This is a genomic window from Vibrio sp. 10N.286.51.C3, from assembly GCF_003050065.1.
Classification (GTDB): Bacteria; Pseudomonadota; Gammaproteobacteria; order Enterobacterales; family Vibrionaceae; genus Vibrio; species Vibrio crassostreae.
On sequence record NZ_PIGC01000009.1, the window covers coordinates 30991 to 50456 of the forward strand.

Annotated in this window: 16 protein-coding genes; 1 reads left to right on the forward strand and 15 read right to left on the reverse strand. The window is 43.1% G+C overall.

Annotated features, from left to right (window positions below; genetic code table 11):
- Nucleotides 1-32 precede the first annotated feature (32 nt).
- A complete protein-coding gene (locus CWO27_RS11595) occupies nucleotides 33-368 on the forward strand; it encodes a hypothetical protein (protein ID WP_017063134.1) in 336 nt (111 codons plus the stop codon).
- An 840-nt stretch (nucleotides 369-1208) separates the two neighbouring features.
- On the opposite strand, the gene CWO27_RS11600 is transcribed toward CWO27_RS11595, so the two are convergent.
- The 15 genes from CWO27_RS11600 to CWO27_RS11670 form a co-directional block, all read right to left on the reverse strand.
- Complete coding sequence (locus tag CWO27_RS11600; protein WP_107899004.1) at nucleotides 1209-3380, reverse strand: polysaccharide biosynthesis tyrosine autokinase; 2172 nt, start codon at nucleotides 3378-3380, stop codon at nucleotides 1209-1211.
- Between the two features lie 170 nt (nucleotides 3381-3550).
- Entirely contained in the window at nucleotides 3551-3991 is a 441-nt protein-coding gene (locus CWO27_RS11605) for a low molecular weight protein-tyrosine-phosphatase (protein WP_107899005.1), read from the reverse strand.
- A gap of 116 nt (nucleotides 3992-4107) precedes the next feature.
- A complete protein-coding gene (locus CWO27_RS11610) occupies nucleotides 4108-5241 on the reverse strand; it encodes a polysaccharide export protein (protein WP_107899006.1) in 1134 nt (377 codons plus the stop codon).
- Nucleotides 5242-6031: 790 nt separating this feature from the next.
- Nucleotides 6032-8347 (reverse strand): YjbH domain-containing protein, encoded by a 2316-nt coding sequence (locus tag CWO27_RS11615; RefSeq protein WP_107899007.1) that lies wholly within the window; start codon nucleotides 8345-8347, stop codon nucleotides 6032-6034.
- A complete protein-coding gene (locus CWO27_RS11620; protein WP_107899008.1) occupies nucleotides 8347-9219 on the reverse strand; it encodes a capsule biosynthesis GfcC family protein in 873 nt (290 codons plus the stop codon). Before CWO27_RS11620 ends, CWO27_RS11615 begins: the two co-directional genes overlap by 1 nt.
- A gap of 21 nt (nucleotides 9220-9240) precedes the next feature.
- Entirely contained in the window at nucleotides 9241-9945 is a 705-nt protein-coding gene (locus CWO27_RS11625; RefSeq protein WP_107899009.1) for a YjbF family lipoprotein, read from the reverse strand.
- A gap of 131 nt (nucleotides 9946-10076) precedes the next feature.
- A complete protein-coding gene (locus tag CWO27_RS11630; protein ID WP_004733264.1) occupies nucleotides 10077-10328 on the reverse strand; it encodes a hypothetical protein in 252 nt (83 codons plus the stop codon).
- A 156-nt stretch (nucleotides 10329-10484) separates the two neighbouring features.
- Nucleotides 10485-12392 (reverse strand): polysaccharide biosynthesis protein, encoded by a 1908-nt coding sequence (locus tag CWO27_RS11635; protein WP_102433548.1) that lies wholly within the window; start codon nucleotides 12390-12392, stop codon nucleotides 10485-10487.
- A gap of 88 nt (nucleotides 12393-12480) precedes the next feature.
- Entirely contained in the window at nucleotides 12481-13656 is a 1176-nt protein-coding gene (locus CWO27_RS11640) for a DegT/DnrJ/EryC1/StrS family aminotransferase (protein WP_102433549.1), read from the reverse strand.
- Between the two features lie 25 nt (nucleotides 13657-13681).
- A complete protein-coding gene (locus CWO27_RS11645) occupies nucleotides 13682-14308 on the reverse strand; it encodes an acetyltransferase (RefSeq protein ID WP_102433550.1) in 627 nt (208 codons plus the stop codon).
- A complete protein-coding gene (locus CWO27_RS11650; protein WP_102433551.1) occupies nucleotides 14305-14931 on the reverse strand; it encodes a sugar transferase in 627 nt (208 codons plus the stop codon). The genes CWO27_RS11645 and CWO27_RS11650 overlap by 4 nt, the downstream gene beginning before the upstream one ends.
- Nucleotides 14928-16136: a glycosyltransferase family 4 protein gene (locus CWO27_RS11655; protein ID WP_102433552.1), complete on the reverse strand. Its 1209-nt coding sequence runs from the start codon at nucleotides 16134-16136 to the stop codon at nucleotides 14928-14930. Before CWO27_RS11655 ends, CWO27_RS11650 begins: the two co-directional genes overlap by 4 nt.
- A gap of 49 nt (nucleotides 16137-16185) precedes the next feature.
- A complete protein-coding gene (gene wecB / locus CWO27_RS11660; RefSeq protein WP_102433553.1) occupies nucleotides 16186-17316 on the reverse strand; it encodes a non-hydrolyzing UDP-N-acetylglucosamine 2-epimerase in 1131 nt (376 codons plus the stop codon).
- A 2-nt stretch (nucleotides 17317-17318) separates the two neighbouring features.
- Entirely contained in the window at nucleotides 17319-18428 is a 1110-nt protein-coding gene (gene wbjC / locus CWO27_RS11665) for a UDP-2-acetamido-2,6-beta-L-arabino-hexul-4-ose reductase (RefSeq protein WP_102433554.1), read from the reverse strand.
- Complete coding sequence (locus tag CWO27_RS11670) at nucleotides 18429-19466, reverse strand: polysaccharide biosynthesis protein (RefSeq protein WP_102433555.1); 1038 nt, start codon at nucleotides 19464-19466, stop codon at nucleotides 18429-18431. It abuts the gene before it with no gap.

A 19466-nucleotide genomic window follows, 5' to 3' on the forward strand; every position in this document is an offset into this window, starting at 1 on the left:
GGTCAAAGCCAATCAATCAACCAAGGAGCAGTATGACATTGTTCGGAAGAATATTTGGGAGCCAGTCTTCCATTAACAAGGGGTTAGATGCAATCACCAACACAGGAGATGCGATGTTTTTTACTGATGAAGAAAAAGCGAAGCACAAGCTGGCACTGCTTAAAGCGTATGAACCTTTTAAGTTGGTACAGCGCTACATCGTGTTGTTGTTCACCATTCCTTATGTGGCGCTGCATGTGATGGTTATTTTAGGTTGTATGCACGGCTACGATTGGAAACCGTTGGGGGAAATGACCAATGAAGCGTTTGGTTATCCTGTGCTAGCGGCGATTGGATTGTATTTAACGGGTGGCGTGGTTAAGAAGTAGAAGAGCAGATGCGGGATGCGAGTAATCGAGATGCGAAAAGCTAGAGGAGCAGATGAGGGTGGCAGGTAAACGAGATTCGAAGAGCTTAAAGAGCGGATGCGAGTGACGGGTAGCGAGATTCGAAGAGCTTAAAGAGCGGATGCGAGTAGATTCGAAGAGCTTGAAGAGCAGATGCGGGATTCGAGTAAGCGAGATTCGAAGAGCTTGAAGAGCGGGTGCGAGTGACGGGTAAGCGAGATGCGGAGAGACTAAGAGCGGATGCGAGTAGCGGGTAGCGAGTAGCGAAGAGCTTGAAGAGCAGTTGCGGGATTCGAGTAAGCGAGATGCGAAAGGCTCAAGAGCGGATGCGAGTGACGGGTAAACGAGATTCGAAAGGCTTAAGAGCAGATGCGGGATGCGAGTAAGCGAGATGCGAAGAGCTAAAGAGCAGATTCGAGTGACGGGTAAACGGGATGCGAAGAGACTAAGAGCAGATGCGGGTGACGGGTATCGAGATGCGGAGAGACTAAGAGCGGATGCGAGTGGTTAAAAAGTAGGTGCGGGTGGCGGGTAAACGAGATACGAAGAGCCAAAGAGCAGATTCGGGTGGCGGGTAAACGAGATACGAAGAGCCAAAGAGCAGATTCGAGTAGCGGGTAAACGGAATGCGAAAAGCTAGAGGAGCAGATGCGAGTAAACGAGTAACGAAGATATGAAGAGCGGACTCGAGTGGCGCTTTTCGTATCTCGCCACTCTCATCTCGTATCTGCCTTTCAGCTCTTTAGCTCTTATTTTTTCGATACTCGATAACTCGCATCCCGTATCTGCTCTTCGCTACTCGCATCTCGTTACTGCTCTTATCTACTTCTTGTCGCTCGAATACGTGTAGTTGTAGTAACCATAACCATATGAGCTTGATGCTTTCTTCTCGATGGCGTTGAAGATAACGCCTTTCACTTCGATGCCCGATTGCTCGAAGCGGTTGCGAGCTACATCGATCTCTTTAATGGTGTTTTGACCGTAACGCGCGACCATTAATGTGGTGCCAGCGAAGGCGCCGACGATGCTTGGGTCGGTTACCGCGAGTACTGGTGGGGTATCGACGATCACCAAGTCATACTCTTTTGATGCCCATTCCATTAGCTCGGCAAAGCGTGGGTGCATCAGCAGTTCAGATGGGTTAGGTGGCACTTGGCCGCGAGTAATAATTTCTAGGTTTTCAACTGGCGTAGACTTCACTGATTGAGTGAACTCTTGTTTGCTGCTCAATACATCAGAAAGACCGTTGTCCCAGTTCACGCCAAAGCTTTGTTGTAGGTAACCTTTACGCATATCGGCATCAATCAATAATACCTTTTGGCCTGTTTTTGCGGCTACTGCGGCAAAGTTGGTCGAGATGAATGACTTACCAATGCCTGGCGCAGGGCCAGAGATCATCAAGATATTGTTTTTCGCTTCGAGCATTGCGAAGTGCAAGCTAGTACGCAGACCACGCAGTGCTTCAACCGAAAGATCCGCAGGGTTCGATTCGGCAAGCAATGCTTGAACGCCTTTTGTTTGTACTTTCTTCGATTTAAAGCGGTTGGTTAGCTCAATCTGTAAATCAGATTTTGGTACCGCTGCGTAAACAGGCAAGCCAATTTGTTCAATTTGGTCTGGGCTTTCAACACCACGGTGGAACGCCGCTTTCACTAATACAAACGCGACGCTTAGCATGCCACCCAGCAGCGTTGCTAACACAACAATCAATGGCTTCTTCGGTTTAACGGCGCGAGCATAGGCTTGCGCGTCATCTAAGATACGAACGTTACCAACCGTACCGGCTTTGATGATGCTCAGCTCTTGAACCTTGTTTAACAGCTGAATGTAGATTTGTTGGTTTACTTCAACATCACGTGTCATACGCAGTACTTCACGCTGTGTTTTCGGAAGCTTTTGCACTTGCTTGTTTAGGCGCTCTTTCTCACTTAATAGTGTTTTGCGCTTATCAAGCAGGGCTTTGTATGCAGGGTGATCTTTAGTGAAACGCTGGCTGATTTCACTCTCTTTAAACGTTAGTTCATTTAATTGAGCTTCAAGCTCTACCATTACCTTCAAGGTTGATTGCGCTTCTAAACCCAAATCGATCGATTCGTTCTTTTGACGATAATTGTTTAGTACGTCTTCATAGCCTGTTAGCTCAGATTTAATACCCGGAAGGTGGCTCTCTAAGAACTCTAGGCTTTTTTCTGCTTCGGCTGAGTTACGCTTCACGTTCTGTAAGAAGTAGATCTGGCTAATGTGGTTAAGGATTTCAGAAATCTGCTGTTTGTTTTCGCCTTCAAAGCTCAGTTTCAGAATGCCGGTTTGCTTACCTTGCTCTGACAGAGATAAAGACTCTTTCAGCCATTCAATTGCTTCTAATCGGCTTTGTTTCTCGATAGAGAACTCAAAACCGTTGTGCGATTCAAGACCGGCTACAAACAAGCTGTAGTCATCAGAAGGTGCTAGCTCACCCACTTTGCCTTTTAAGATAACGCGCTCATCGTCACGTACCAGTTGATAGGTGCCTTGTTCGGCATCGACGATCTGAATGGTGTGTGTATAACTGCTCGCATAGCTTGGCAAGGTAAAACGGCTCACCACAATGTGGTTGATATCACCGGTTAAACGAGCAAAGCCTTTACCCACGATGGGGGCATAATTTGGAGAGGTTACGGTAGTTAAATTGAATTTATCAACCGTTTCGCCCAAGATCATACGCGATTTGATGATCTCGACTTCCGTTGTCGCAGAAGATTCCTGAGAAAACAGGTCGCCCATATCGCCGACCATCGATGAAATGCCGCCAGAGCTCTTCTCTTCAATTTGGATCAGGGCATCCGCTTTGTATATCGGCGTTGAAAGCAATGCAAACGCAATACCAAACACAGCAAAAGCGAATGTGGTCAGCATGATTAGCCATTTAGCGTCCAGCAGAATGCCAAGCAGTTTTCCTAAATCTATCTCATCAGAGTTATCTGTATGCGATTGCTGAGAGGGTTGTGTTGTCATTTGTTTGCTACTTCCTAAATTATTGCTATTTAAGAGACGATATATACGCTCCGCGTACTTCTCTTTTATATGATTCTGTTGGTGGCTTAGCCAAGCTTATGTTTAGAGCATGACATTTAAAAAGCTGTCTATTTAAAACCTACTGCATCTAAAATCTACTGCATTTAAACCTACAGTTTTTTTACCCAAGATTGCGCTGCTTCGTCAATCAGCTTATAAGCATATTCAAACGCTTCACGGCTTTGACGGTGCGGATCTGGAATGTCTTTCTGACCTATCCACTGGCCAAATAGCATGGTTTTACCACGCGCTTCCGGTGATATTTGAGTGAGCGCCTCCATATGGCCCTTCTCCATCACCAATATCAAATCATATTGGGCACACAGCTGTGGTGTAACTTGCTGCGACTGATGATTTTCAACATCGACACCATTTTCAGCGGCAATTAAAATCGCCGTGTCGTCTGCTGGCTTACCGATTAAACGGCTTTTCTCGGCCGCGATACCGGCAGAGGCCACTTCTTTGTTCGGTAGCAATTTTTGAAGAACGCGCTCTCCGGTCGGGGAACGACAAATGTTGCCCACACATACGACTAAAATTTTATTAAACATAATGGTCTCTAATTGTATTGGGCTTATAAACTGGGTTTACTTTTAGATGTAAAAATCAGGTTACACGTACAATGCAACCTGATGATTAATTAGGGTTTATTACAAACCAGGGCTTATTACCAATTACGGACGCGCAACATACCTTCGGTTAGGTCGTTGAAGCCTGAAATGGTCGGTACAAGCTGACCGATTACACGGTTCCACCGGCTGATTGGTGCTGCCGTTACGTAAACAATGTCGTAAGGTCTTAAATCAAACTCGGTACCAATGACTAAAGCTGATGCGTCTTCCATATTCAGTTGATAGATGTCCGCCATGCGTTCTGATTTATCATCTGAAGTTCGGATGACAAACACGCCGGTTGCATCTGCAGTCAGCTGGTTGATGCCGCCTACATTGCTGAGAGCTTCGGTTAGGCTCATACCTACACGGTCGATCTTCAACAGTTGTGGGTCATTAACTTCACCCATCACGAATACTTTTTGGTTGTCGTTACGAGGCACGTGAACAATATCACCCGCTTCCAGTAAGCGGTTTTGCGTTAGGTCACCACGTTGCATCAAACCATAAAGCGAAAGATTTTCTTCCACGCCATTGCGGGTTAATGAAACATTACGCCAATCCGCATCTTCAGATAAACCACCAGAGCGGTTCACGGCATCCAGTAATGTTAATGGGATATTGGTAATCGCTTGCTGGCCAGGTTTTGAAACCTCACCAGTAATATAAGTTTTCTTAGATCGGAAGGCCGCTACGTTAACATCAACCTGAGGGCTTTCGATGTATTTCGCCAAACGTGACGCTATATCAGAACGAATTTCACGAACCGTTTTTCCTGCAACCTCTACCGTACCAATGTAAGGGTAGAAGATGGTTCCATCAGCATGAACCCAGTTACCCGCTTCGGTACTGCTACGGTAAGAACCAGCAGGAATGGTCAGTTCAGGGTGATCCCAAATGGTGATGTTTAAGATATCACCAACGCCCACTTGGTATTCATACTTTGCAATATCAACATCTAGCGTCGGGTTAGCTTGGGAAACCGATAAAGATTCGCTTCGGTAACTCGATACTGATTGCGCTGTCAGTGGGTAAAGGTTAACCACATCAGAGATATCAGATTCTTGTTGTTCCTCTGAAGGCTGAATCACATTCTTGTTGCTAGTAGAAAGGTGAGTTCCTGGAGTAGTACACCCTGCAAGCAATACAGGAAGGAGCGCTAAAAGGAGACGATTTTTATTAATCTTCATGTTAACCAAGTCATAGAAACGGAATGTGTCGTGATATCCCAAAGGACACCCAAAGGAAGTTAGAACAAACAATTTTATCAGCTACGCAGTATTTAAGAGAGCTAAGGAGAGCTATTACCGTGACCTCGCTTCCATCTTAATATCAAAGATAGGAACGCTACCGCCCCTTGATATTCCGCGACATCACACTGCGTAGTTAATCTGCCCCTATCAATATGGAATTTGAATAGGCGTATTTTGTCTAAGGCGTAGCAAAAAAGTGTGCTTGCATACGGTTAGTTTAATCCGTAAGCATTATCCACAAATTGTGGTTATTATCAACCTAGTTGAATGGTTAAAGAGCAGATACGAGATTCGAGTAAACGAGATGCGAAGAGCTTAAGGGCAGATACGGGATTCGAGTAAACGAGATGCGAAAAGCCTAAGGGCAGATTCGGGATTCGAGTGAACGAGATTCGAAGAGCTAAAGAGCAGATGAGAGTAGCGAGATACGAGTAAACGAAGAGATAAGAGATAAGAGATAAGAGCAGGTTCAAATCTCGATTATTCAAAACAGCTCTTTCCCGGCTCTTCGTATCTCGCTACTCGTTACCCGTATCTATCTTTTCTCGCTCTTCGTATCCCGCTTACTCGTCACCCGTATCTATCTTTTCTCGCTCTTCGTATCCCGTCTACTCGTCACCCGTATCTATCTTTTTTCGCTCTTCGTATCCCGCTTACTCGTTACCCGCATCTATCTTTTCTCGCTCTTCGATACACGATTACTCGTTTACCCGCATCTGCTTTCAAGCTACTTCACGCTACTCGGTCTTTGGAACCAAGGTGAGCGCGCATCGGTTTGATCGAACAAGTTGTATTGTTTGTTCAGCACTTGGCCGCCGTCACGCGTGATCGGTAACCAGGTAAAGCCAGCGCGGCTTGAGCTTGGTTTCACGGTAACGAGATCAAACGGAATCGATACATAGAAGCCTTTGGTGTAGCTGCCTTCACCGTACTCTTCAGTTGTCATGTCGGTTAGGCTGACAAACGCGCCAGCAATCACTCCGCTCTTGAACTGCTTAGAGAAATCGACACGAGTACCAATATCACCCGCAAGGAATTTACCTACGCCGACTTTCAGTAAGGTATCGCTCAAGAAATCCCATTGTGGGGTGTAGTAACCGGTAATGAAGCCAGTAGTGCCTTTATCGATCACTTTATACGTTCGGCTGCTGTCGTCTGGGTTGACTTGGATCTCTTGATCAAACGTACCAAACCAGCTTTCAGGGTCTCGTTGGCTGATCGCGGTCATGTCTGCGCCAATCGCCCAGTTTTGGTTGAATGGACGATACAGGATTTCGCCACCCACACCCGCGAACATGCTTTCAAGGTAGCCGCCGTAAGCTTGGGTGTAGACACCGCTGCCGTAGTCTTCAAACCAAGTCAGCTGTAAGCGATCTAAGCGAACTGGATCGTCAACGTAAGAGCGGAACAAGGTTCTTACCCTTGGTGTTTGGTCAGTGCCGTCTGATGGGATTTCGTAATTAAACTTGTCGTAGTTATCGATTAAGTTAACGTAAAGCGAGCCCGACAGTTCAACATTGTTTAACGCCCAGAACGAAGCGTTAGTGTATAAACCCAAACTGTACAAGTAGAAGTTTTCAGCCGAACCAAACGATTGAGCGAGGTTTGGTGAAATCGACACATCGAAGCGCTCACGCCCATCATGATAGATAACGGACTTCTTACGCTCTAATTCGTGAGTATCGGTTGCGTCACTGGTTTGAGCATTAAGGTAATTGTTGTTCGCCGCCGCTTTGAACGCTTGTGCATCTACCGTTGTCTCGGTGAGTTCCATCGATTTATCGTTTTCAATTATTTTATAGGTATCGATGTAACTCGGCACCGCGTTGGCAATCACGGTCGCACCGCGCTCAACGGCGATGTCTCGGTCTCGGTATTTAACCTGAGTGCCCTTGACGACAATACTGTTGTCGTCGACCAAGATTTGCGCTTGTTCATAGCCAACGATCGTTTCAAGCTCTTCCGCCAGGGCTGCCATATCAATATCGTCAACCGTCTCGACACCACTTGGGCGCAATTCTGCTGTTTCGGTATCTCGCCACACCGAATACATTTCATTGAAGTTAGTCGAGAGGTCGAAACCAAGGGTTAGCGTATCACCTCGCTCGTAGCTGACTTTCGCTGAGCCCCAATCAGTGAAACGGAACACAGCACCCACGTTCCATGGCGTGTGCTGTGTCATATCGACACTTCCTAATACTGTAGGGAAATCTTGAGAGTAATCGTTACTGTCGTATTCAAGCTTCAAGGTTAATGGTTGATACGGAGTCTGATATTCAAACCCACCGTAAACAGATGTATTCCCCTTAAACCACCGCTCAAACTCAATTTGTCCAACTTCATCCGGCCGATCTAGTTCTCTTTGACAAAATTTAGTACTTACCTTACAAAATGGGTTAGTAAAATTACCACTGGTGCCCATGTATCCCCACCCCATACCTAACGTCACGTCAACAAGGCCAAAACGTTTGGTGGCCGCAACAAATTCGCCATCGAATAGCCCAGTACCACCAAAGTCACGCACACCGACTGATACTTCTGGTAAGTAATACCCCTCTTCGATCAAGCGAACCTTAAAATCAATTCCTTTATCTGTATATTCATTGCAGCCACTAAAATTATTTGTTGAACAATCTCCGTCGGCACCAGGGTTACTCATTAATAAACCTTGAACTTGAGCATAACGAATAGTGGTTTCAAGCCAAGGCATCACCTGCAGGCTGACGTTATAAAAATAGTATTCATTGTTAAACGAAGCACTAAAGTTGAACTCACCTTCTGGTGCCATTCGGCCTGTTGGCATTTGCATTAGGCCAACACCACCAAAGTTCATTTGCGATGTTCTGTATTCGGTGTCGTCGAATGATGATTTTTCTGCTCGAATCGAAGAGGAATCAATGGTTGTTTCTGCGTTAAGCCTTTCACCACGAACCGTGTCTGCAAAAACCATCTCTGCAAATACAAAGGTACTACTGGTCATTAACAAAGCACAGGTAACCGATGTGCACACTGTCGATAGAGGGAATGATTTCTGTTTCAGCATTACAGGCCAACCTTATTACGTAACAAATCGACGATATCTTGGTTCAACGTTGAGTATTCCGATGGCAAAGAGTAAAACGCCATAAACACGATAGCACCTGGCGCTAAATAAACTGGCTGTTCGTTCCAGTAAGCGTATTGAATGGTTTGCACCACACCATCTGGCTGAACAACATAAGCCACGCTTTTATCAGCTGATTCACCAACAAAACCGTTCGGTAATGCATCTAGATAATCATTCAAGGTTCCATGCTCAATCAGATTCATTGTTACCGACTCTTTCATTGCCCCCATTAACTGAATTGACGTTGGTCGTTGTGGCAAGTACAGAGAAAACATTTGAGTTTGACTGGTCGACGACTTGTTAGTACGAGAACTTGAAACAAGTAACGGGTTCTTATCTGATTGCGAGATAACGGCATTGCGATCTAATTCAATAAAAACTCGATTGAGATATTGGAAAGAGGCTAATTGTTGGCGCACTAGGTTTGCTTCTGGCTCTTCTCTTGCGAAAGCTTCAAGCTGGTTCAGCACATTGCGCTTTTTTGTTTCGATACCTTTGTTAGATTCGTTAGCTTGAATATTGGTTTTATCAAACAGTTGAGCTGAAAGGGGGAAATAACCAATGCTGCCGCTAGCGTTCGCGTCGTCTAACACCTGAAGCAATCGAACGTTAGCTTTATACTCAAGCGTAACACCCTGAAGAGGAAGCTCGATTGTTGTTTTCACTAAAGAAGAGCCATCAGGTGTAACAAAATTAGAAGCCGCAGAAGCGGAGCTCAAAGCAAACAAAGCGCTCATCATTAACAGAGCACTCACTACTGGCAACCGACGCCCCGTCATTTTTGATGCGTGACTAATATAATTCATCATTTTAGTTCATTACCCTGTTCGTTAATTGCTTTGATAATGCTTAAGGACGGTTAACTCAAGCCTTGTCATATCAGGGCCTAAATACTGTATGGTTTTGACCACTTTGCCTTTGCTGTCGACCCAATACTCGTTGGTGATCTCTTGCTCTAACATAGGGAAACTAATTTTTTCTTTAAACTTCTTAGTATCGATAGACGCTAACGGTGTTTCGACCGTTTCATTTCCCGCATACGTTCGGGTGATATTTGCTTTATAGCCGAATCGATAGTTGGGTTGCCAGTCGTAAACCGCTTGCCACTTTTGGGCTCCGGGGTTCGCTGACACATCAAACGCAGAAGAAGAATCTGCTGACGAGCTGTTTGCAGAAGAGAATGCATCCAACGGTTGGAATGCCAAACCAGAGAGGTTTTCGTAAGGAAGCAATATCGTTTGTACGATACGTCCATTTTCAGTGACGATCATCGCTTTGTCAGAAGACATCCACTTTAACTGCTCTGCGCCCGTTTGAGGGTTTTCACCGACGTACGCTAAGACCATGAAGATTTTACCTTGGTCATTCACTTCCGCGTAAATGCTGGAGTACGGTAAGGTTTGAATGTATTCCTTCGACAGCTCAACATCAGAGCTTCCAAAAAAGGCTTCATCAAAAGTAGAATTGACGTCTTGAAACTGCTGAGAACAACCAGCAAGAAAAAGACCAAGAGATATGATTAGAGGTTTAAGCATGACGAGTTCTGCTTCCTAGCAATCTGGTTGCTGCTGTCCAATATGAAAATCTGATATAAAAAAAACCACTTTATGCTTTCACATAAAATGGTTTTAAACATACGTTAACTAAAACATGTATTACTCAAAAATTATCGAGTAGTTGTTGTAGTCGTTGCACCGCTTTCGTTAGAAGCAACCGCTACTGCTGCTGCTGCCGCTACTGCTGCTGTCGCAACTGCAACTGTTGTTGCTGTGCCCGCTGCTGCTGCAGATGCACCAGCGCCTGCTGCTGTACCTGTGCTCGCGCCAGTACCAGTGCCAGCTGCTGCTGTCGTTTCTGCTGCAAATGCAGCACCTGAGAAGCTAACTGCTAATGCAGCTGCTAGAGCCATCTTTTTCATAATGATTTCCATTAATATAAACGTTTATATGTAGAGGATAGTTTTCACACCCTCAATCAGTTGCTCAGCTTAAACAACTGATTGATCATCATAAATAATAACCACAATCAAGTAAATGAGTAAATCATAAGCAATACCTTATAATTTGTATTTGGATTACTTATTGTTACGCAACCAAACTAAATCACCTATACCATCTGTAGGGGAAAATTCGGCTGGAGAACTCAATAAAAGCTGACGAATTTTTTCATGCTCAAAGTTATGACACGCTGCATCTAAATCATCCATCAACTGTTTATATTCATCAATCGGTAAAAATGATTCATTGGCGGTCATGATCCGCTCGTGGGCGGTTTGCGCGACGTTGTCGCCAATTAATAGCTCTTCATATAACTTTTCACCCGGTCGCAAACCAGAGAACAAGATTTCAATATCTCCATAAGGGTGCTGTTCATCTTTAACTTCAAGTCCAGATAAGTTGACAAGGTTTGTAGCTAAATCGGTAATTTTAACAGGCTCCCCCATATCAAGTACAAACACATCACCACCTTTGCCCATGGCCCCAGCTTGTATCACTAGCTGGGCTGCTTCGGGAATAGTCATGAAGTAACGGATTATGTCTGGGTGGGTAACAGTAATCGGCCCACCTTGAGCTATCTGTCTTTTAAATAAAGGAATCACAGAACCAGAAGACCCTAAAACATTACCAAAGCGCACCATACAAAAACGCGTTCCGTTCTGTTTGGTTTTTTCTTGTTGAGCTAAAGCTTGAAGTCCGAGTTCAGCCACACGTTTAGTTGTCCCCATAACATTTGTGGGCCTAACAGCTTTATCTGTTGAGATAAGAACAAACGATTCAACATTCGCTTCAATAGCAGCCTTAGCTGTATAGTAAGTACCGAAGACGTTATTACGCACACCCTCGACCACATTATACTCGACTAAAGGGACATGTTTATAAGCCGCGGCATGATACACCGTTTGAACATTAAAGCTTTTCATCACAGTAGCTAAACGATTAACACGTTGCACAGAACCAAGTAGTGGAATGATATCCACATCGAGGCTAAGTTCTTCCACCAATAGCGATAGTTCACGGTCAATTTGGTATAAAGCAAACTCAGATAACTCAAACAACAATAAGGTAGTTGGATTTTGTTTGACGATCTGACGACAAAGCTCTGAACCAATCGACCCTCCAGCCCCTGTAACCATTACCACTTTTCCTTTGATATTGGCTTCCATTAGTGACTGTTGAGGTGCTACGGGGTCCCGACCTAATAGGTCTTCGATTGGTACGTCTTTCAACTCATCAATACTCGCCCTACCTTCGACAATATCTTTCATATCAGGAACGGTAAGAACTTCAGCTGGCAGATGAAATAACGAGTCTAAAATCTGCTTGCGCCTTGACCGAGAAGCACTAGGAATTGCGAGTAGAATTTGTTCTACGCTTTGTCGATTAAGTACAGATTCAGATTCACTAATATCGAAAACACGCAGCCCCATAATGATAGTGTTTTCTAATGTTTTGTCTTCATCAATGAAGCCTACGACCTTATGAGTTTCAGACGTTCTTAATGCTAATGCTAGCTGGCGCCCTGCAGACCCTGCTCCATAAATTAAGACTTTTTTACGGCCTTTACTATTAGCTTGTGCAACTAGCACGCGCACAACTAGCCGGGAACCACCGCAAAGTAGACATAAGAAAGTTCCGTAAATAATGGGAACAGAGCGGGGTACAGATGCATCCAAATAAAATGCAAGAAACGCCACCGTCGTAGCTGAGACTAAAGTACCTATACTAACGACAGCTAACGCATGAAAAGTAAGATAACGCAAAACAGCTCGATACAAACCTAACTTACTAAATGTAAGCAATGTAACCAACAAAGTACCTATTAGCACATATTGATTAAGCACATCATTTAAAGGTTTAATATGGCCAATGCGAGTCCAATATGCAGCATAAAACGAAGCTATAACAAAAAGTGAATCAATCAAAACACTAATCATTCGCTTGTTAAAACGAGAAAGATTCCAAATGTAATTGAGCCTAACCATATCATCCACTTATAAAAATAAAACGTCAGCATTATACTGACGTTTTAATAAAAAATCTTAACTTGAGTTAAAAGGTTTGTGTATCAACTTAACTCTGGGCTTCTAAAAGAACTTTACGTAACACGCGGCAAGTTTCATTTATTTCTGCTTGAGTCAACGTTGGATGAACTAAGAACATTAAACTTGTTTCACCTAGCTCAACTGCATTCTTTAGCGGCGTTTTAGGTCTGTAACTTGTACCATCAAATGCTTTTTCTCGATAAACTTCAGAACAACTACCTTGATATACTGGGACACCTTGCCCAACAATCGCGTCAACAATTTTGTCACGATTCCAACTTGGTTTTAAATGCTCTGGGCGAATAAAGATATAATGCTTATATTCTGCATGTTCAATGTACTCAGGAATTTCTACACTACGAATGATCGGAAGGTCAGCAATCCCCGCTTCAATTGCGGCTGCGTTTGCTTGACGTTTTTTAGTCCACTCAGCCATGCGTTGGATTTGGATACGACCAATAACCGCTTGCATTTCTGTCATGCGCCAGTTGGTACCAAAGCTTTCATGAAGCCAACGAAAGCCTGGTGGGTGCTCGCGGTTGTAAATAGCATCAAAGCTTTTACCATGATCCTTATAAGACCACATAAACGACCATAGGTCTTTGTTGTTAGTGGTTACCATGCCGCCTTCGCCACCTGTGGTCATGATCTTGTCTTGGCAAAAAGACCAAGCACCAATATGACCAATAGTACCGACACTACGGCCTTTGTATTTTGCACCATGTGCCTGAGCACAATCTTCAATAACCTTGAAGCCATGCTTTTCAGAGAGTGCCATAATTGCATCCATCTCGGCAGGCATACCCGCGAGGTGAACAACAATCACAACTTTGGTTTTTGGTGTTAATACCGCCTCAATAGATTCCGCAGTAATGTTCTGACTGTTCAGATCAACATCCGCAAAAACAGGCGTAGCACCAGCAGTGACAATGGAAGAAGCCGATGCTAAAAAAGTGCGTGATGTGGTGACCACTTCATCACCTTGACCAACCCCAAGAGCCTTTAACGCAACATCTAACGCAAGCGTACCATTACCTAAAGCCACTGCGTATTTACAGCTAACCCAGGCGGAAAATTCTTTTTCGAATTCACGACCTTCTTGACCCGTCCAATAGTTAACTTTATTTGAAAGTACAACCTTACTTACGGCGTCCGCTTCTTCTTGAGTAAACGAAGGCCATGGGGAAAATGATGTATTAAGCACGATGTCACCTAATCAGTTTTAATTTTTATGATTTGATAAGCTCATGAGCTGGAGAGCCCACTACGGTTTGAAAATTTGGAACATTCTTTACAACACTTGAACCCGCACCAATGGTTACTCCACAGCCAACGATAACAAGTTGGTTAATTTGACTACCGATACCCACCCAAGAGTTTTCACCAACCTCGACACCGCCAGCTAAATTTGCACCTGGACTAACGTGTACTCCATCAGCAAGCTGACAGTCATGATCAACAGTTGAGCCCGTATTAATAATGCAGCTCATTCCAAGGTTGCTGAACGGGTTAATAACCGCATTCGCCATCACAACCGAACCTATACCAATCTTGGCGTGTTTACTTACAACTGCGCTAGGGTGTGCAATAACACCAAACTTGGCGCCCGCTTGTTTTAACTCTCGCTGCTTTACACAGCGAGTTGCGTTGTGGCCAATAGCTACGATAGTAAGATCATACTCTTTTACGTTAGCTAAAAGCGTACTTGTATCACCAGACACCAACCAATGCTCGACAGTAGTCAAGCTAGGCCAACGATCATCAAAGAAAGAAATATTTTGATAGCCATTTAACTCAGCTATCTCTGCAACTACCTTACCATGTCCACTAGCACCTAAAATTGCGCAGCTTTTCATGAGTGACTACTATCATGACTTTGTGAGCCTTGGCTTTTTGAGCCAGTAAAAGGTTCTATAGTGACGTGTCCATCAGCTGAGATACCTTCCTTTACAAAAACCTTTTTTACCGTTAGATATAAAATTTTTATGTCCAACCAAAATGTTCGGTTATCTACATACCAAACATCTAACGTGAATTTCTCTTCCCAACTGATCGCATTGCGGCCATTAACTTGCGCCCAACCAGTAACCCCAGGACGAACGTCATGTCGGCGAGCTTGTTCTTTGTTATAAAGAGGGAGGTACTGCACTAATAAAGGACGAGGACCAACTAAGCTCATATCACCTTTTAAAACATTCCAAAGCCCTGGTAATTCATCCAAGCTACTTGAACGTAACTTACCGCCAAACGGCGTCATACGTTGGTCGTCAGGTAGCAGGTTACCATTAGCATCAACAGCATCTTTCATACTGCGAAACTTGAACATTTCAAAGGATTTTCCATTCAACCCTGGACGAGTTTGACGAAATAAAACTGGGGAGCCAAGGTTTTTTCGGATCTTCCAAGCGACTAAAGCAATGATTGGTAACAATACAATCAAAGCAGTCAAAGATACGATAAAATCAAAGATTCTTTTCACTTAACTTCCTCAAAAATCGAAATAAACTTATTAACACCTTGCTTCAATGAAAGGTGTTGTTCGTAATACTGTTTACCAGCTTCACCTAAGCTTAACCTTTCCAACTCGGTCAAAGAACAGATATTCGTTACAGCCTCAGCTAAAGATTCAGGGTTATCAGGTTGACAAGAAATCCCAGCTTTAGCTTTATTAATTAAATCAGAAGCGTCGCCCGCAACCCCCATAATAATGGGTTTACCTATTGCCATGTTTGCTTGAGTTCTCGAAGGTACTGTAATTTCAAATAATTCATTTTTGTTTAAATGAACAAGAAGCATATCAGCACAAGAAAGCAACGAACCAACTTGTTGCATAGAAACTCTTGGTAAAAAATATACATTATTTAGCTTTAGTTCTTCAGTAGCCTCTATAGCGGCTTGCTTAGCAACACCGTCACCTAGAAAAACTATATTTACGCCAACACAATTACTTTGTAGTATCTCTGCCGCCTTGACAATAGAAGGTAATCCTTGGGCAAAACCAAGGTTGCCAGCAAATAACAGGTTTAAGTTTCCGTTTTCTGGCAATTTAATATCTGTCAGCTCAAAGTTATCTAAAGCTGGTTCATTACACCAATTATAAATAACTTCGACTTTTTCGGCAGGTACCCCCCTTGACACGAGTCTTTTTTTGAAACCTGGTGATAAAACGACAACTTTAGATGCTCTTTTATATACGAGATCACAAACTTTGCCTACTACGTTAAGAACTTTCTTGTTATTAACCATCCCAGTCGCAGATAACGTATCAGGCCATAAGTCTTGTACATCCACAACAAAGGGCACCCTCTTACAAAACCCTAATAAACAAGCTGATAATGATGTCGTCAAAGGAGGATGATAACTATAAATAACATCAATATTTCTAGTTTTTAAAAGCCCGATAATAAAAGAACTTACCGCAAACGACATATAATTAAAAATTCGTTTAACTGCAGAGCCATCGTGGCTTGGATATAAAGGTGCTCGATGAAGCGTTATCCCATCCATAACCTCTTTCTGATAGCCGTTAATTTTATAACCATCGTACACTTTTCCCCCTGGATAATTCGGAAAGCCAGTAAGAACCTCAACTTCATGCCCCTTATCGCGTAAAGCTTGTGCAAAAAGAAGGCCTTTAAAAGTTGGCTCCGGATCGAACCATTGGGTCAACAAAAGAATTTTCATATATGACTCTATTTTGCAACTCGTGAGTTAGCCCCACGAGTTAATTCGCTTAGTACTCTTTCCAAACTACTCGCTTGACGTAATCAGTATACGAGTGAATGATTCTGACCATTTTGTCTGATACATTCGGCATACTGTAATCATATACTGGGCGTAATAGGCGCTCATTACCACTAGGTTGAGTCTCTAATACTTGTAGAGCCTGCATTACACGGTTCACACCTAAACCTACCATCATGACTGAAGCTTCTTCCATTCCTTCAGGGCGCTCATGTGCTTCACGTAGGTTTAACGCAGGAAAATTCATTATGGAAGATTCTTCATTAATTGTACCGCTGTCTGAAAGAACCACTTTGGCATTTTTCTGGAGGTGATTATAGTCATGGAAGCCCAATGGCTTCAGCAATTGAATGTTCTGATGAAATTTAATACCTTGAGCTTCAATTCGATTACGAGTTCTCGGGTGTGTTGAAACAATCACTGGTAAATCATAATATTCTGCAACGGTATTTAAAGTTTCAGCCAGTTTTGCTAATTGCTTTGGAGAATCCACGTTTTCTTCGCGGTGAGCACTCACCACAAAAAATTGACCTTTTTCAAGTTCTAAACGAGACAGTACATCTGAACCATCAATTTGAGGCATATAATGATTTAATACCTCAAACATTGGACTACCTGTTTTGATCACACGATCAGCCGGTAGGCCTTCCGCAAGCAGGTAGTCTCGCGCAATAGAACTGTAAGTTAAGTTGATATCTGCCGTGTGATCAACAATACGTCGATTGGTCTCTTCGGGCACACGTTGGTCAAAACAGCGGTTGCCCGCTTCCATATGGAAAATAGGCACCTTACGACGTTTAGCTGGAATAGCCGCAAGACAAGAGTTAGTGTCGCCTAATACCAACATTGCATCAGGTTTAAGCTCCTCTAAAGCTTGATCGACTTTTATGATAACTTGACCAATCGTTTCTGCCGCATTCTTACCTGCAGCATCTAAAAAGTAATCAGGCTTACGAACACCTAGGTCATCAAAAAACACTTGGTTTAGCTCAAAGTCATAGTTTTGACCAGTATGCACAATAGTATGTTCGCAGTGATCATCTAATTTAGCTAGTACGCGAGATAAACGAATTATCTCTGGGCGTGTTCCGACAACACTTACTACATGTAGCTTTTTCATTTTTAAACCTTAAAATTAACAGTATCTGGCTTTTCAGGGTCAAATATTTCATTTGCCCAGAGCATTACGATTAACTCACTTTCACCAATATTGGTTACATCATGAGACCAACCTGGGGCTGTTTCAACAATACGAGACTCTTCACCACCAACAATCAATTCATAAGATTCACCAGTGGTGATGTGCCGGAACTTAAATGATGCTTTACCACTAATAACTAAAAACTTCTCAGTTTTAGTATGGTGATAATGACCACCACGAGTAATACCTTGGTGGGCAGTGAAAAATGAGAATTGACCAGAATCTTTGGTTTTAAGCATTTCAACAAAGGTACCACGCTCATCACTATGACGAGTCACAGAGTAAGCAAACTGATCCGGAGCAAGGTAGCTAACATAAGTTGAATAAAGTGCGCGAACAAAGCCTCCACCCACTTCTGCAGAAATCATGCTTTCGCGGCTTTCTTTAAACTCCGCAAGTAATGAAGCAACTTCACCAACCGTTGTTTGGTAAATCGGCTCAACGTGGCTGTATTGCTCATCGCTTTGAGGTGCATTACTTAACAAATCAACAAATGACTGACAAACATCGTCAATATATACCAAGCTAAGAGCAGCTTCTGAGTTATTAATTGTTATGGGTAAGTCATTAATAGTGTTGTAACAAAAGGTGGCAACAGCAGAATTATAATTAGGACGACACCATTTACCAAATACATTCGGTAAGCGATAAATATATGTCGCTGCACCCGTTTCTTTCTTGTACTCGGCAACAGCTAACTCTGCTCCAGCTTTACTCTTACCGTACGGATTTTCTAATTCAGCTTGGATTGAAGAGGTTAGAACGATCGGTGTTTCAAGCTTTGCTTCAATCAAGGTATCTATGATTTTCTGTGTTAGATCCGTATTGCCTTTTTTAAAGTCTTCATCATTTTTCGGGCGATTGATGCCCGCAAGGTGATAAATAAAATCAGCAGACTTCACCTTTTCTACAATGCTTGCGTCATTGTCATCAACAGTGATTTTTGCAATATTTGAAAAACCAGCTTCATTTAGAAACACACATAGGTTACGTCCAATAAACCCAGCAGCTCCCGTAACTAGAATATTCATTTATACACCCTCTGGTACATTGATATTACCAGCCTCAATCTCCCGCATAAAATCAAGTTTACGTAGTAAAACTTTCATACCTTCAACGTCTAACCGCTCAGTATTGTGCGAGTTATAATCTTCGATGGCTGACAGGTCTTTTTCACCCTCTTCAGTATACTGTGCATAGTTCAAGTCACGGTTATCCGCAGGAATTCGGTAGTAATCACCTTGGTCTTGAGCAACGAACATCTCTTCGCGGCTACATAACGCTTCAAACAGTTTCTCACCATGGCGCGTACCTATCACACTAACTTTATGTTCAGGTTTACCAATCATTTCTAAAATTGCCTGTGTCAATACTTCAATTGTTGCAGCTGGTGCCTTTTGAACAAAAATATCTCCATTTGCACCATGCTCAAACGCATGAATTACTAAATCAACAGCATCATCTAATGTCATCATAAAACGCGTCATTGATGGATCAGTCAAAGTGATTGGTGTGCCCTCAATTATTTGACGAATAAACAGAGGAATAACACTACCACGTGAAGCCATTACATTACCGTAACGAGTACTAGAGATAACTGTACTCGTACCTTCCAAGTTGCGGCTCTTAGCAACAATAACCTTCTCCATCAATGCTTTAGATATACCCATTGCGTTGATAGGGTATACCGCTTTATCTGTACTCAAACAAACAACACGACTTACACCGTGAAAAATTGCGGCATCTAAAACATTTTCAGTACCAAGTACATTAGTTTTAACAGCCTCCAATGGATAAAACTCACAAGAAGGCACTTGCTTTAGTGCTGCTGCATGATAGACATAGTCGACGCCACGCATTGCAGTCGAAATACTTTGTGGATCACGTACATCGCCAATATAAAACTTTAGTTTTTCATTGTTAAATGCTTTACGCATATCATCTTGCTTTTTCTCATCTCGAGAGAAAATCCGGATTTCTTTTATGTCACTATCTAAAAAGCGACGAAGTACAGCGTTACCAAATGAACCGGTACCACCAGTGATTAATAAAGTTTTATTGTTGAACAT

Coding starts and splice junctions, on each gene's coding strand:
- CWO27_RS11610 (WP_107899006.1), bottom strand. CDS start 5,241: ATGAAGATTAATAAAAATCGTCTCCTTTTAGCGCTCCTTCCTGTATTG.
- CWO27_RS11655 (WP_102433552.1), bottom strand. CDS start 16,136: ATGAAAATTCTTTTGTTGACCCAATGGTTCGATCCGGAGCCAACTTTT.
- CWO27_RS11645 (WP_102433550.1), bottom strand. CDS start 14,308: ATGAAAAGCTGCGCAATTTTAGGTGCTAGTGGACATGGTAAGGTAGTT.
- CWO27_RS11620 (WP_107899008.1), bottom strand. CDS start 9,219: ATGATGAATTATATTAGTCACGCATCAAAAATGACGGGGCGTCGGTTG.
- wbjC (WP_102433554.1), bottom strand. CDS start 18,428: ATGAATATTCTAGTTACGGGAGCTGCTGGGTTTATTGGACGTAACCTA.
- CWO27_RS11635 (WP_102433548.1), bottom strand. CDS start 12,392: ATGGTTAGGCTCAATTACATTTGGAATCTTTCTCGTTTTAACAAGCGA.
- CWO27_RS11670 (WP_102433555.1), bottom strand. CDS start 19,466: ATGTTCAACAATAAAACTTTATTAATCACTGGTGGTACCGGTTCATTT.
- CWO27_RS11615 (WP_107899007.1), bottom strand. CDS start 8,347: ATGCTGAAACAGAAATCATTCCCTCTATCGACAGTGTGCACATCGGTT.
- CWO27_RS11600 (WP_107899004.1), bottom strand. CDS start 3,380: ATGACAACACAACCCTCTCAGCAATCGCATACAGATAACTCTGATGAG.
- CWO27_RS11630 (WP_004733264.1), bottom strand. CDS start 10,328: ATGAAAAAGATGGCTCTAGCAGCTGCATTAGCAGTTAGCTTCTCAGGT.
- CWO27_RS11605 (WP_107899005.1), bottom strand. CDS start 3,991: ATGTTTAATAAAATTTTAGTCGTATGTGTGGGCAACATTTGTCGTTCC.
- wecB (WP_102433553.1), bottom strand. CDS start 17,316: ATGAAAAAGCTACATGTAGTAAGTGTTGTCGGAACACGCCCAGAGATA.
- CWO27_RS11625 (WP_107899009.1), bottom strand. CDS start 9,945: ATGCTTAAACCTCTAATCATATCTCTTGGTCTTTTTCTTGCTGGTTGT.
- CWO27_RS11595 (WP_017063134.1), top strand. CDS start 33: ATGACATTGTTCGGAAGAATATTTGGGAGCCAGTCTTCCATTAACAAG.